Source organism: Kitasatospora sp. NPDC097605, assembly GCF_040302725.1.
Classification (GTDB): Bacteria; Actinomycetota; Actinomycetes; order Streptomycetales; family Streptomycetaceae; genus Kitasatospora.
This window is the reverse complement of the sequence record NZ_JBEOSF010000054.1, coordinates 1-13,963: the sequence shown is the minus strand read 5'-3', so window position 1 is coordinate 13,963 and position 13,963 is coordinate 1. Positions and strand designations below refer to the sequence as shown.

Sequence of the window (13,963 nt, the reverse complement as noted above, 5' to 3'; positions counted from 1 at the left end):
CGAGGCCGTGCCGGTCCCGGTGCAGGACGCGCAGACGCCGGAGTCGTCGGCGCCGGCCGTGAAGTGCTTGTCGCCCCTGACCCGGCAGATGCCCTCCGTCAGGCCCCACAGCTCGTCGACCTGGTCGGCCCCCCAGTTCGGGCCAGCAGCTGAGCGCCTGGGGCGAGCCGGCGCTCCAGTTGCCGCCCCAGGCGCTCTCGCTGCCACAGCCGGCGACCGGGGCGGGTGTCGCCGGTCCAGGTGTGCGGGAGCACCGCCGGCTCGGTGCCGCAGCCCTTGGAGAAGGCGAACTCGACCACGCCCTGCGCGTCGGTCCAGGTCGTACCCCCCTGCAGTCCGCGGTAGCCGGGGGTGGTGAAGGCGTCCTGGACGACGGTGCGGTCGGCGGAGGTCGTGAGCAGTCCGGGGTCGGTGGCGGAGCTCGCCGGGTTGAGCCGGTAGCGGACCACCCGGGAGCCGTAGGTCTCGCCGTACCACTCGCCGGTGACCCTGACGGTCCGGCCGTAGCTGCGGAGCTCCGGCCGCCGCCCCCAGGAACGCGTACCCGGCCCCGGCCGTGAGCGTCGTCGGCGGGCCGTCGTCGGCGGGCCGTCGTCGGCGAAACCGTCCGCAACGCCGCCGTCCGAGGCCGGGATTGACTCCACCTCGCCCGACGCATTCACCCGAAACCACGTCAGACCGTCGAGCACGACGCACGATTGCTCCCCCACAGAGCCACTGATGCCCGAAAGGGAACCCCCCTGCCGCCCGTTCGTCCGCCCGTCTCGCCGAACGTCCCAGGCCGCCCCGCCCTTGGCTCCGCCGCAGGTCACGGCCGGTCGTCCACTCACCGACGGGGCGTCCGACGCGACTGGAGGGACGAGGGTTGACACCGGAAGTTGGTCTAGTCCACCGTAGGGGAACACCGCGTTGACGAGGCCGGAACAGTCGGCGGTACTCCGTGTCGGACAGGAAATCCCCTCCCTCGTCCCCCACTTTCACCGGGGCTCCGGCCCCGCACTGCGGCGCCCCCCGAGGCACGTCCCTTCACCCGGCGCACGGCCCCCGACCGACCCGACGCCCCCACCCGAACTTGGAGTGACCTGATGCCGAAGCCCGACAGGCACCTGTTCCGGGCCGCTTCGGAGCGCCCCTGCGTCAGCAACGGCGGCGAGGGCGGCACGCGGTGAACGGCGACACTGCCCGACGAAGCCCCCGCAGCACCGGCCGGAGCGCCGACCATGCCTGACTACGGACGCCTGCGCACCGCCCTGGCCGCCGCCGAGGACGACCGGATCATCTTCGACCTGGACGGCATCGAGGCCCAGTACGACGCCCTGCTGCGCGAACTGCCGGGCGTCGACGTCAGGTTCGCGATGAAGGCCTGCCCGGTCGACGAGGTGCTCGCCTGCCTGGCCGCCCGGGGCGCCGGCTTCGACGCGGCCGGGCCGCAGGAGATCGTCCAGGCCCTGCGCACCGGCGTGCCGGTCGAGCGGATCCACTACGGCAACACCGTCAAGTCCGACCACCAGATCGCCGAGGCGCACCGGCTCGGGGTGCGCGACTTCGCCACCGACAGCCTGGCCGACGTCGCCGCGCTCGCCCGGCACGCCCCCGGCGCCCGGGTGTTCTGCCGGCTCGCCACCACCGGCGACGGCGCCCTGTGGGGACTGAGCCGCAAGTTCGGCTGCTCGCCCGAGGACGCCGTCCGGGTGCTGACAGCCGCCCGGGGCGCCGGGCTGGTCCCGGCCGGCCTGTCGGTGCACGTCGGCTCGCAGCAACTCACCGCCGAGGCCTGGCAGGACGCGCTGGAGACGCTCGGCGCGGTGATCGCGCGGGTCAACCGGCACGGCATCCTGCTGGACCACGTCAACCTGGGCGGCGGCCTGCCCGCGCTCGGCGTGCTGGACCGGCACGGAATCCCGCTCCACCCCCCGGTGGACAAGATCTTCGCCGTGCTCCGGGAGGGCATCCAGCACCTGCGCGAAGTCTCCGCCGGGCCGCTGGAGTTCCTGCTGGAACCGGGCCGCCACCTGGTCGCCGACCACGGCGCGATCCGGGCCCACGTCACCCGGCTGACGGATCGTCAGCAACTCGACGGGCAGCGCTCCCACTGGCTCTATCTGAGCTGCGGCAAGTTCAACGGCCTCTACGAGATGGACGAGTTGCGCTACCGGCTGGAGTTCCCCACCCACGCCGGGGCCCCGACCGTGCCCGCCGTGATCGCCGGCCCCACCTGCGACAGCGACGACGCCTACGGCGAGGAGGGCGCCGGCGTGCCCGTCCCCCGGGACGCCGCCTCGGGCGACCCGGTGTGGATCCTCTCCTGCGGCGCCTACGCCACCTCCTACACCACGCGGGGCTTCAACGGCTTCCCACCGCTCCCCCACAGCTGCGTCCGGGCGGACCGCCCGTTCGGCGCACCCGGCCCCGAGGGGGATCCGCGGTAGCCGCCCGCGCACCGCACCGCCGGGCAGGACCCCGCGACCACCTCGCGGGGGCGCCGCCCGCCTCCCCGAAAACCCGTCGCCCACCCTCCACCGCACGGCATACGCTCGCCGGATGACCACGCGCACCTTCCGCATCACCGTCCGCGGCGTCTTCGACGGCCTCACCCCCGAGCAGCACGCCGAGCTGGCGTCCCGCGCCGCCGAGCACGACATCCTCTTCGCCGCCTTCACCCCCGAGGGCCACCTCAGCTACGACCTGAGCGCCCGCGCCGTCTTCACCTTCCGCTACCAGGACACCGGCGAGGCCGAGGAGGACATCCTGGACGCCACCGAGCGCGCCGAGCGGTCCGCCCGCGCCTGGCTCGACGAACGCGGCTACGGCTACAAGAACCTCCGCTCGCAGGCCGAGGACCTCTCGCAGGCCCCGCTCGGCAAGCGCCAGCGGCGAGCCGCCCGCCAGGCCTGAGAGCCCCGCCCCACCCCCGAAAACCGCTGCGCCGCCCCCACCGCCCCGGCAGACTGCCGGGCGTGACCCAGCCGACCCCCCTCGCGCCCCCTCTCGCCACCGAGCTGCTCGGCCACCCGCCGGGCACCCGTCTGCTGCTCCTCAACTGCGACGACTTCGGCCTCAACGAGGACGTCAACCTCGCCGTCGTCGAGGCGATCGAGCACGGCGTCGCCGCCTCCTGCAGCCTCATGACCGGCTGCCCGGGATCCGCGCACGCGCTGCGCCTGCTGCGCGAGCGCCCCGGGCTGCCGTTCGGGATCCACCTCACCCTGGTCCGCGACACCGACGAACCCGGCCACCGCTGGGGCCCGGTCGCCCCGGCCGCCGCCGTCCGCTCACTGCTCGACCCCGCGGGCCGCCTCCTCCCCGCCACCCCCGACGGCCGGGCCCGGCTGCTCGCGCGGGCCCGGGCGGCCGACGTGGAGCGGGAGTTCCGCGCCCAGATCGAGGCCGCCACCGGCCCGGGGCCCGACCCGACCCACCTCGACTTCCACTGCCTGGCCGACGCCGGCCGACCCGACCTCCTCGACCTGGCGCTCGCGCTCGGCGCCGAGTACGGCCTGGCCGTCCGGGTCTGGCTCGCCCCGGCCCTGGAACGCCTGCGCGCCCGCGGGCTGCCGGTGGTCGACCACCCTTTCCTGGACAGCTTCGCCGTCCCGCTCGACGACAAGCCCGCCCACTACGCCCGGCTGCTCGCCGCGCTCCCGCCCGGCCTGACCGAGTGGGCCGTCCACCCCAGCCTCGCCACGCCCGCCACCCGCCCCGGCGACGGCGGCTGGCGGGTGCGCCGCTCCGACCACGCCTTCCTGCTCGCCCCGCGCACCCGCGAACTGCTCGCCGAGCACGGCATCACGGTGACCGACTACCGCCCGTTGCGGGCCCACTGGCCCCGGCCGGCCGCCCACGACACCCCGTCGGTCGCGTCCGAATTGTTCAAGACCACCGCCCCCGAGCGGCCTACCGTCGAGCCATGACCCGCACCGCACGCCTCACGACCACCAGGCTCGACGCCGCCGCAAACTTCCTCTGGACCTCCGGGCGCGTCCTCGAACAACGCCGCTTCTCCCATCTGTTCGGCCCCCGGCCCGACCCCGTCGGCGTGCTCGCCGCCCTGGGCGCCCACTGCGCCGCCGGCGGGGGCTTCGCCTTCGGCCTCGAACCGGACGTCCGGGGACCGGCCCCCCAGCCCATCGCCGTCCCGGCCGCGCTGCTCGCCCTGGAGGAGGCCGGGGCCCTGGACGGGACCCGCGCCCGGCCCGTCTGCGAGTGGCTGGCCGAGGTCACCGCGCCCGACGGCGGCGTCCCCGTCGTCCTGCCGAGCCTGCGGCCCTACCCGCGGCCGGCGTTCCTGCCGGTGCCGGAGGAGGGCACCGAGCCGGTCGGCGCCCTGCTGTGCACCGGGCAGATCGTCGCCCCGCTGCTGCGCCAGGCCATCGACCACCCGTGGCTCACCGCCGCCACCGCGTTCTGCCGCGCCGCCGTCGAGAACCTCGGCGAGACGCATCCGTACGAGGTGGGCGCCGCGCTGCGCTTCCTGGACGCCACCCCGGACACCGCCTGGGCCCGGAAGGTGGCGACCCGCCTCGGCGAACTCGTCCGCGAGCAGCGGCTCGTGCTGCTCGACCCGGACCGGCCCGAGGAGGCACGGATCACCCCGGGCTACGCGCCGGGCGAGTACCACCTGCCGCACGACTACGCCCGCACACCCGACAGCCTGGCCCGCGCCTGGTTCACCGACGAGGAGCTGACCCGCGGTCTCGACCACCTCACCGCCGCCCAGCGGTCGGACGGCGGCTGGCCGATCAACTGGGTCCGCTGGTCGGCGAACACCGAGTCCGAGGCCCGCCCCGGCGTGACCCTCCAGGCCCTGATCACGCTCCGCGCCTACGACGACGCCCTGGCAGCCTGACCCCGGCTCCGGCCCAGCAGCACCGTCGGCGGCACCCCCGCCCACCGGCGCACCTCCCTGGTGAGGTGCGCCTGGTCGGCGTACCCGGCCCGCACCGCCACCTCCGCCAGCCCGGGCTCCGCCCCGGCGCCGCCCCCGTCCCGGCCCCCGTGCCCGTCCCCGTGCCCCGACCGCGCGCAGGCCAGCGCCCGCTGGAAGCGCAGCACGGCGTGCAGGGTCTTCGGCCCGTAGCCGACCGCGTCGGTCACCCGGCGGCGCAGCTGCCGCTCCGAGAGCCCCAGTTCCGCCGCGAGCTCCGGCAGTCGCGCCCCCTGCGCACGCCCCAGCGCGGCCACCGCCCGCTCGACCACCCGGTCCGGCTCCCACCCGGGCGCCAGCGCCGCCGCGAACGCGTCCAGCTCCGCCGCCGCCTCCCGCGGCCCGCGGGTCCGGGCCAGCCGCTCCCCGAGCCGGCGCGCCGTCGCCGCGCCGACCACCTCGGCCAGCGGCACCTGCAGGTCGCAGAGGTCCCGGGCCGGCACGGCCCCCAGCAGCAGGCCCGCCGCACCGGGCCGGAACCGCACCCCGGCCAGCTCCGCCCCGCCGCGCACCGGGACCCTGCGGGGCACCCGGTCCGTGCCCACCACCTCCAGGCCCGCGTCCGACCAGACCAGGTCCACGCAGCCGTCCGGCACGACCAGTTGCTCGTACGACGACCCCCCGGCCTGGTGCCGCGTCCAGAGACAGCTCACCTGCCGCCCGGGCGCGAGCACCGGGCGCCACTCCTCGTACGAGGACACCGTCACCACCCCGCTTCCCTCCGCACGCCGGGAGGCGCACCGTCCTCGCCAAGGCGCACTCCGGCGCGGGCCCACCGCTCCCGGCCGCCCGTCCGCGCCGGCCGGCGTACGCCGTCGGCCACCCGGAAGGTCGGCACACGGCCTCCTTGGCAGGCATCCACCAACATGTCATTGTCAATCATCACGTCAGATCCTTTACTCCCAAGGGGAGTTGTGGCGATCGACGCTAGATGCCGAGTCGTCATGCGCTCCCGCGAAACCCTGGTCAGCACATTTTCCACTCCGGGTCATCCCTACCCCCACCCCCCACCCAGCCGACCGACCACAGCGGAGAACCCCATGCCGGACCTCGATCTCAACCTGCTCGTCGCCCTGGACGCCCTGCTGGAGGAGGGCAGCGTGACCGGTGCCGCCGAACGGCTGCACACCTCGGCCCCGGCGATGAGCCGCACGCTCGGGCGGCTGCGCCGGGTGCTCGGCGATCCGCTCCTGGTCCGGGCCGGACGCGGGCTGGTGCCGACACCGCGCGCGGTCGAACTGCGTTCCGAGGTCCGCGCCCTGGTCAGCCGGGGCCAGGCGCTGCTGATACCCCCCGCCGCGGCCGAACCGGCCGAGTTCAACCGCCGCTTCACCCTCCAGACCGGCGACGTCCTGCTGACCACGATCGGCGCGACCCTGCTGGCGGCCGTCCGTGCCCAGGCCCCGACCGTGACCCTGCGCTTCCTCGGGGACGACCTGGAGGGCACCAGCGCGATGCGCGACGGCCTGATCGACCTGGAGGTCGGCGTCACCGACCAGCTCGACCCCGAGACCCGCACCGAACCGCTCACCACCACCCGCCTGGTGGGCGTCGCCCGGACCGGGCACCCGCTGACCATCGGCGCGCCCCCGACCGCCGAGGAGTTCGCCTCCGCCGACCACCTCACGGTCTCCCGGCACGGCCGCGGCCCCGGCCAGGTCGACCAGCGGCTCGCCCAGGCCGGCCTCTCCCGGCGGGTCGTCGCCAGCGTGCCGAGCTACCCGGCGGCGCTCTTCCTGCTCCGCGACACCGACCTCGTCGGCCTCGCCCCGGCCCGCCTCGGCACCCCGGCGGCGCAGGCCCTCGGCCTGACCACCTTCCCGCTCCCGGTGGAGCTGCCCGACGTGGTCCTCAGCATGGCCTGGCACCCGCGCAACGACCAGGACGCCGGCCACCGCTGGCTGCGCGACATGGTCCGCGGCGCCGTGCAGACCTTCCCGCTGCCCGACCCCGCCCGCCCAACCCCCCGCCCCGTCCTGACCACCCACTGACGCCGCCCCACCCCACGGGCCGGGCGCCACCGAAGCGCCCGGCCCCATCACAGCCGAGCGGACACGCCCCCTGACGACCCACCCCGCCACGCCACCGGCCCACACCCGCCGACCGCCAAACCGGGCGCGCGACGACCACGCCGCACAACGAGGCAGACGCGAGTCTGACGGCCCCTCCACGCACGGCGGCAACAGCCGACCGGCCGACGGAAACGCATCCCGCCAGGACCCCGTTCCCCACGCCACCGGCCCACGCCGCACGGCCAAGCAGACAAGATCTCGACGGCCAACCCCACCGCAGCACACCGCCAACCCAGGGCCACCGAGGCATGCCAAGCAAAGGCCCCGCAGCCGGGACCGGCGCAAGCCCCGACGACCGGCCCCGCCCCCAACGCACCCCACACACGGCGGGCCCCGGCCGACCCGCCGGCGGGGCCGTTCGGCCCGGCCCCACCACCCCACACCCCTCAAGGGCAGCACAGCCAGACAGGCGTGAGCCCAACGACCGACCCCACCCCAACACGCCACGAGCCCAGACCGACCGCCGCTGGCCCACACCACGCAAAAGCCCCACAGCCGGGACCGGCGCAAGCCCGACAACCGACCCCACACCCCAACACACGGACCCGGCGGCGGCCCTTCGACGGGCCCCCGCCGGGTCCGGAGGCGGTTACGCCGTGCGGCGCAGCAGTGCCAGGTACATCGCGTCCGTGCCGTGCAGGTGCGGCCAGAGCTGGACGTCGGGGCCGTCGCCGAGGGCCGGGACGTCCGGGAGCAGGGGCCGGGCGTCGATCCAGTCGAGCCGGGCGCCCTCGGTGCGCAGGACGTCGTCCACCACCGCGCGGGTCTCCGCGAGGTGCGGGGAGCAGGTGGCGTAGCCGACCACGCCGCCGATCCGGGTGGCCTCGACGGCCGAGCGCAGCAGGTCGCGCTGGAGCGGGCCGAAGGCGGCGACGTCCTGCGGGCGGCGGCGCCAGCGGGCCTCGGGGCGCCGGCGCAGGGCGCCGAGGCCGGAGCACGGGACGTCGACGAGGACGCGGTCGAAGCCGCCGGAGCGCCAGGCGGGGCGGGTGCCGTCGGCGGCGATCACGGTGTACGGACCGGGGTTGCCGGCCAGCGCCCGGGCGACCAGCCGGGCCCGGTGCGGCTGCTTCTCGCTGGCGACCAGCGCCGCGCCGCGCTCGGCGGCGAGCGCGCCGAGCAGCGCGGCCTTGCCGCCGGGGCCGGCGCAGCCGTCCAGCCAGAGCCGGTCGGGGCCGTCCAGCGGCGCGGCGGCGAGGGCCAGGGCGACCAGCTGGCTGCCCTCGTCCTGGACGCCGGCCCGGTTCTCCTGGACCGCCGCGACCGAGCCCGGGTCGCCGCCCTCGGCGAGCCGCAGCGCGAACGGGGACCAGCGGCCCGGCTGGGCCTCGGGCAGCGCGTCGGCGAGCTCGCCGACGGTGGCCCGGCCGGGGCGGGCCACCAGGGTGACCTCGGGGCGCTCGTTGTCCGCGCGCAGCAGCTGCTCGACGGCGGTACGCCCGGAGGCGTCCGGCTGCCAGCGGCCGAGCGAGTCCCACAGGGCGGCGACCACCCAGCGCGGGTGGGAGTGCACGACGGCGAGGTGGTCCTCGGCGTCCTGGTCGTACGACGGGGCGACCCGCTCGATCCAGGCGTCCAGGTCGTGGGCGCTGATCCGGCGCAGCACGGCGTTGACGAACTTGGCCTTGCCGTCGCCGAGCACCACCCGGGCCAGCTCGACGGTGGCCGAGACGGCCGCGTGGCTGGGGATGCGGGTGGTGAGCAGCTGGTGGGCGCCGAGCGAGAGCACGTCGAGGACCGGCGGGTCGACCTTGCTGAGCGGGCGGTCGATGCAGGCGGCGATGATCGCGTCGTAGGTGCCCTGGAGCCGGAGGGTGCCGTAGACCAGTTCGGTGGCGAGCGCCGCGTCGCGCCGGTCCATGCCCTTCTGCTCGGCCTCGCGGAGCAGCGAGGGGAGGATCAGGTTGGCGTACGCGTCGCGCTCGTCGACGGCCCGCAGGGCGCGGAAGGCGACGATCCGCGCCGGGTCCTTCTTCGGGCGCCGGTGCGGGCGCGGGGCGCGCTTGCCGCCGGACGCGCCGGCCGTGCCGGAGGGGCCGTGGGTACTGCTGGGCGTGCTCATGGGATGTGCCTCAAAGTGCTGCGGTGGTTATTTCTGGATCTCTCGAACAGTAACGCGAAAAGCCGGCCCCGGCCGGACTCAGCCGCTCTCGCCGGCCCGCTCCCCGGCGCGCTCCCCGGCCTGCTCCCCGAACCGCTCGCCGGACTCGATGCGGGCGCCGCGCGCCCAGTCCGCCGCCCGCATGGCCTTCTTGCCCTGCGGGCGCACCTCGCCGAGCTCGACCTCGTGGCTGCCGGTGCCGACCCGGACGCTGTTCTTGCCGACGGCCAGCTCGCCCGGGGCCAGCTCCGCGGAGTCGGTCAGCAGCCGCACCGGGCCGGTGACCTTGAGCCGCTCGCCGCGGAACTCGGTCCACGCGCCGGGCGCGGGGGCGCAGCCGCGCACCACCCGGTCGACCCGCAGCGCGGGCGCGGTCCAGTCGATCCGGGCGTCCTCGACGGTGATCTTGGGCGCGAGGGTGATGCCCTCGACGGGCTGCGGGACGCCGTGCAGGCTGCCGTCGGCGATGCCGTCCATGGTGGCGGCGAGCAGCCGGGCGCCGGAGTGGGAGAGCCGCTCCAGCAGGTCGCCGCTGGTGTCGCCGGGGCGGACCTCCTCGGTGATCACGCCGTAGACCGGCCCGGAGTCCAGGCCCTGCTCGATCAGGAAGGTGGACGCGCCGGTGACCTCGTCGCCGGCCATCACCGCGTGCTGGACGGGGGCGGCGCCGCGCCAGGCGGGGAGCAGCGAGAAGTGCAGGTTGACCCAGCCGTGCTCGGGGATCTCCAGCGTGCCGGGCCGCAGCAGGGCGCCGTAGGCGACGACCGGGCAGCAGTCCGGGGCGAGCTCGGTGAGCCGGGCGACGAAGTCCGGGTCGCTGGGCTTCGCCGGCTTGAGGACCTCGATCCCGGCCTCCTCGGCGCGCTGGGCGACGGGGCTGGCGACCAGCTTGCGGCCGCGCCCGGAGGGGGCGTCGGGGCGGGTGACCACCGCGACGACCTCGTGCCGGTCGGAGGCGAGCAGGGCGTCCAGGGCGGGAACGGCGACCTCGGGGGTGCCGGCGAACACGAGGCGCATCAATGGCCTTTCTGCGGTGCGGAGTTGACGTGGTTCGAAGCGGGAGGTGTCAGCGCGCCGAGCCGAAGGTGCTGTGCGGGGAGACCTTGACCACCGGCGCGGGACCGGAGCCCCAGTCCGCCTCGCGGATCGCCTTGAGCGCGGCCTTGCGCTGCTCGGTGTCCAGGCGGTCGATGAAGATGATGCCGTCGAGGTGGTCGGTCTCGTGCTGGATGCAGCGGGCGAGCAGCTGGGTGCCCTCGATGGTGACCGGGTCGCCGTACATGTTGAAGCCGCGGGCGACGACACCGTGCGCGCGCCGGGTGTCGTAGCGCAGACCGGGCAGCGAGAGGCAGCCCTCGGGGCCCTCCTGCTCCTCCTCGCTGAGCGACAGGTCCGGGTTGATCAGATGCCCGGTGACGCCGTCCACGCGGTAGGTGAACACCCGCAGGGAGATGCCGAGTTGGGGCGCGGCCAGGCCGGCCCCTGGGGCGTCCAGCATGGTGTCGGTGAGGTCCTTGACGAGGGTGCGCAGCTCCTTGTCGAAGGTGGTGACGGGCCGGGCGGTGGCGCGCAGAACGGGGTCTCCGAAGATGCGGATCGGCTGGATCGCCACGGATGCGGGCTCCTGTCCGTCGGGTCCGGGATGCGGGGGTCGGGCTGCTGGCGGTGCGCGGGCCGGGCGGCGTGCACACGGCCGCCGGCCAGTCTATGCAATCGGTCCGAACCGGGTTCCGGCACATCCCGCTCGCCTCGCCTGCGTGACCCCGGCGGGCGGTCCGGCGTTGGTCAAGTGGGATTGACCGTGGCCGGAGCGCGCGGGAAGGGCGCTCCGGCCTAGCCGAACCGTACGGAAGGTGGCACGTAGGCCATGGCCGAGCAGATCAACCACGACGCCCGGGCGCGGGCGAGCCTGCACCTGCTGGTGCGGGACATCGAGCGGGTGAGGCGACAGGTCGACGCCCTGCGGACGCTCACCGCCCAGTTGGGCAACGTCTACCGGCCGCGCCGTCCCAGTACCTCGGCGGGATTCGTGGTGTACGGGCGGGCCCCGGCGCCGACCGTGCGCCTGGCGCAGGAGCTGCGGGAGAGCGTGGAGACGCTGGTGGCGGCGGCGGTCGAGTTCGACCGCGCGCTGGGCTTCTCCTGGGACTCGGTGGGCTCGGCCCTCGGGGTGACCAAGCAGGCGGTGCACCGCCGGTACGGGATGCGCCGGCCGACCAGCGAGCTGCTGGCGGCGGGCGGCGGGGTGCCGGCCCCGAGCCGTCCGGACCGCTCCGAGGAGCTGCCCGGCCACCCCCCGACCCATACCCCGGCCCACACTCCGGCGGCCGCGCACGCCCCGGCCCATCCGCCGGAGCGCGACCGCTCCCCCGCCCCGACCGGCCTGGCCACGACGGTCCCGGCCGCCCGCCAGGGCGGCCTCGACCGCAGCAGCCTCGACCGGCCCGCGCTCGACCGACCCACCCTCGACCGACCCGCGCTGGACCGCGGCAAGCTCGACCGACCCGCCCTCGACCGACCCACCCTCGACCGCCCCGCGCTCGACCGCCCCGGCGTCCCGCTGCGCGGCTGACGCTGACACCCCCGGACGCCGGGTGAGGGCCGCGGATCCACACACCGCGCCCCTCACCCGACGTCCGTCAGCCGATGTCCATCGGATCGATCCGCACCTTGACCGCCTCCGGCGTCCGCAGCGCGATCCGCGCGATCTGCGCCGCCTTCAACGCCGCCGCCAGCGCCGCCCCCTGCCCGGGCGGCACCCGCAGCAGCGCGCGCTCCTGCTCCTCCCCCCGCAGCGCCGACACCGGCACCGGCCCGAGCACGTCCGCCTCGTCCGGCAGCCGCACCAGGTTCAGCAGGTCCGCCACCGCCGCCGGACTGCCGGTCACCGACGCCATCCGGGCGACCGGCGGGAAGTGCAGCTGGGAACGCTCGTCCAGCTCCAGCCCGGCGTGCCCCAGCGGGTCCCACCGCACCAACGCCTGCACCGGACGCGCCGTCGGCTCGGCCACCACCACCACCGTCCCGCCGTCCGCCGACGGGCGCACCAGCGCGGCGGCCGCCAGCCAGAGCCGCAGGGTCTCCTCCCCGGCCCGCAGGTCCGGCCGGCTCAGCAGTGCCCAGCCGTCCAGCAGCAGCGCCGCCGCGTACCCGCCACCGCCCTCGACGACCGGCTCGGCACCGGGCGTGGAGATCACCAGCGCCGGCTCGTCCGGGACGGTGGCCAGCACCGCGTCCCGCCCCGAGGTGCGCACCGGGACGCGCGGGAAGGCCTTGCCCAGCTCCTCGGCCGTCCGCCGGGCGCCCACCACCTGCGCCCGCAGCCGGAACGAGCCGCACTCCGGGCAGTGCCAGTCCCGCTCCTCCTCCCCGCACCACTGGCAGCGCAGCGGTGCATCCGCCCCGGCCGCCTCCAGCGGGCCCTCGCAGCGCCGGCAGCGGGCGGGCGTGCGGCAGCGCCCGCAGGCCAGCCGGGGCACGTAGCCGCGCCGGGGCACCTGGATGAGCACCGGCCCGCCGGCCGCCAGGCCCTCGCGGGCCGCCTCCCAGGCGACCGAGGGCAGCCGGGCGGCCTGCGCGGCGGCGTCCCGGTGCTGGTCCTGGTCGGTGACGGTGCGTACCCGGGGCGCGGTGCGGCGGACGGTCTCGCGGTCGGCGGCCAGCGGCCGGGCCCAGCCGGTGCGCACCAGCTGCGCGCCCTCCACCGTGACGGCGTGCCCGCCGAGCAGCGCGGCCGCACCCTCCTCGGCGGCGCGCAGCAGGGCGACCTCCCGCACGTGCGGGTGGGGATTGCGCGGATCGCTGTGGCTGGAGTCGCCGTCGGACCAGACCACCACCAGGCCGAGGTCGTGCACCGGCGCGAACATCGCGGCCCGGGTGCCGACGGCGGCGTGCACCGAGCCCCGGCTGACCTGAAGCCAGCGCCGGTAGCGCTCGCGCGGGCCGAGGTCGGCGGCCAGCACGGCGTGCATGCCCTCGCCGAGCAGTTCGGTCAGCGCCCGGTCGACCCGGGCCACCGAGCGGCCGTCCGGCAGCACCACCAGGGCGCCGCGCCCGCCGGCCAGGGTGGCGGCGACGGCCCGGGCGATCTCGTACGGCCAGCCGGGACCGGGCAGCGCCGTCCAGACCGCCCGGGGCGCGCCGCCGCCGGCCAGCGAGGCGAGGAAGTCCGGGCCGGCCGGGTAGCGGGACCAGCCGCCGGGCGCGGGCGCGGCCGGGCGGGGGCCGGGCGGCGGCGAGGGCTCGGCCTCCGCCTTGGCGTGCCGGGGCGGCACCGCCAGCTGCAGGACGTCGGCCAGGGTGCCCGCGTACCGGTCGGCGACGGTGCGGCAGAGCCGCAGCAGCTGCGGGGTGAGCACCGGCTCGGGCGAGAGGACCTGGGCGAGCGGGGCGAGCGGGCCGGGGAAGTCGCTCTTCTCCAGCCGGGCGACGATGAAGCCGTCGTGCAGCTCCCCGCCCTCGCGCTGGCCCTTCACCACCCGCGCCCCGAAGCGCACCCGCACCCGGACGCCGGGCCGGGCGTCCTCGGCCATCGCGGCCGGCACCTCGTAGTCGAAGAACTTGTCGATGGTGAGCACGCCCTTGTCGACGACCACCCGGGCGACCGGCAGGTGCTCGGCCCGCTTGGCGCCGCGCCAGGTGCGCGGCTTGGCCCGGCGGACCGTCTCCCGGATGAACGCCAGCTGCTCCGGCGCCCCGCCCTCGTCACTGCCCTGCGTGCTGCTGCTCATCGCCCCAAGTAGTACCAGGTCCCACCGACAAAACAGCAGGTGGCGGCCGCCCGGAGAGCCGGGCACATTGGGCACGTAGCCGCCGACCGTGTCGAACGGGTAGGGCCCGAAGACGGTGCTCAGCCAGTCGACCAGC

The 13,963-nt window shown here is 76.2% G+C and carries 11 protein-coding genes and 1 pseudogene; 6 read left to right on the top strand and 6 right to left on the bottom strand.

The window, feature by feature from the left end; all coding sequences use genetic code 11:
• Positions 1-98: 98 nt before the first annotated feature.
• Positions 99-644 carry a hypothetical protein gene (locus ABTX81_RS36605; RefSeq protein WP_350554707.1) on the bottom strand — a complete coding sequence of 182 codons (546 nt, stop codon included), beginning with the start codon at positions 642-644 and terminating at the stop codon, positions 99-101.
• Positions 645-1,220: 576 nt separating this feature from the next.
• Here ABTX81_RS36605 and ABTX81_RS36600 point away from each other — a divergent pair.
• The 4 genes from ABTX81_RS36600 to ABTX81_RS36585 all read left to right on the top strand — a co-directional run bounded on the left by ABTX81_RS36600 (position 1,221) and on the right by ABTX81_RS36585 (position 4,846).
• A complete protein-coding gene (locus tag ABTX81_RS36600; protein ID WP_350554705.1) occupies positions 1,221-2,429 on the top strand; it encodes a type III PLP-dependent enzyme in 1,209 nt (402 codons plus the stop codon).
• A 112-nt stretch (positions 2,430-2,541) separates the two neighbouring features.
• Positions 2,542-2,895: a DUF6204 family protein gene (locus tag ABTX81_RS36595; RefSeq protein ID WP_350554703.1), complete on the top strand. Its 354-nt coding sequence runs from the start codon at positions 2,542-2,544 to the stop codon at positions 2,893-2,895.
• A 62-nt stretch (positions 2,896-2,957) separates the two neighbouring features.
• Positions 2,958-3,911: a ChbG/HpnK family deacetylase gene (locus ABTX81_RS36590; RefSeq protein WP_350554701.1), complete on the top strand. Its 954-nt coding sequence runs from the start codon at positions 2,958-2,960 to the stop codon at positions 3,909-3,911.
• Entirely contained in the window at positions 3,908-4,846 is a 939-nt protein-coding gene (locus ABTX81_RS36585) for a hypothetical protein (protein WP_350554699.1), read from the top strand. Before ABTX81_RS36590 ends, ABTX81_RS36585 begins: the two co-directional genes overlap by 4 nt.
• On the opposite strand, the gene ABTX81_RS36580 is transcribed toward ABTX81_RS36585, so the two are convergent.
• Positions 4,822-5,631: a DUF6597 domain-containing transcriptional factor gene (locus ABTX81_RS36580; RefSeq protein WP_350554697.1), complete on the bottom strand. Its 810-nt coding sequence runs from the start codon at positions 5,629-5,631 to the stop codon at positions 4,822-4,824. The genes ABTX81_RS36585 and ABTX81_RS36580 overlap by 25 nt on opposite strands.
• Positions 5,632-5,964: 333 nt before the next feature.
• Between ABTX81_RS36580 and ABTX81_RS36575 the strand changes: the two genes are divergently transcribed.
• Complete coding sequence (locus ABTX81_RS36575; protein WP_350554695.1) at positions 5,965-6,915, top strand: LysR family transcriptional regulator; 951 nt, start codon at positions 5,965-5,967, stop codon at positions 6,913-6,915.
• Positions 6,916-7,585: 670 nt separating this feature from the next.
• Here the strand turns inward: ABTX81_RS36575 and ABTX81_RS36570 are convergent.
• The 3 genes from ABTX81_RS36570 to def form a co-directional block, all read right to left on the bottom strand.
• Positions 7,586-9,058 (bottom strand): RsmB/NOP family class I SAM-dependent RNA methyltransferase, encoded by a 1,473-nt coding sequence (locus ABTX81_RS36570; RefSeq protein ID WP_350554694.1) that lies wholly within the window; start codon positions 9,056-9,058, stop codon positions 7,586-7,588.
• A gap of 78 nt (positions 9,059-9,136) precedes the next feature.
• Complete coding sequence (fmt, locus tag ABTX81_RS36565; RefSeq protein ID WP_350554692.1) at positions 9,137-10,114, bottom strand: methionyl-tRNA formyltransferase; 978 nt, start codon at positions 10,112-10,114, stop codon at positions 9,137-9,139.
• 49 nt (positions 10,115-10,163) lie between these two features.
• Complete coding sequence (gene def, locus ABTX81_RS36560) at positions 10,164-10,709, bottom strand: peptide deformylase (protein WP_350554690.1); 546 nt, start codon at positions 10,707-10,709, stop codon at positions 10,164-10,166.
• 255 nt (positions 10,710-10,964) lie between these two features.
• On the opposite strand from def, the pseudogene ABTX81_RS36555 reads away from it, so the two are divergent.
• Positions 10,965-11,316 (top strand): annotated as a pseudogene (locus ABTX81_RS36555) (hypothetical protein); the annotation flags it as partial.
• 420 nt (positions 11,317-11,736) lie between these two features.
• Here ABTX81_RS36555 and ABTX81_RS36550 read toward each other — a convergent pair.
• Positions 11,737-13,827: a primosomal protein N' gene (locus tag ABTX81_RS36550; protein WP_350554688.1), complete on the bottom strand. Its 2,091-nt coding sequence runs from the start codon at positions 13,825-13,827 to the stop codon at positions 11,737-11,739.
• Between the last annotated feature and the right edge of the window lie 136 nt (positions 13,828-13,963).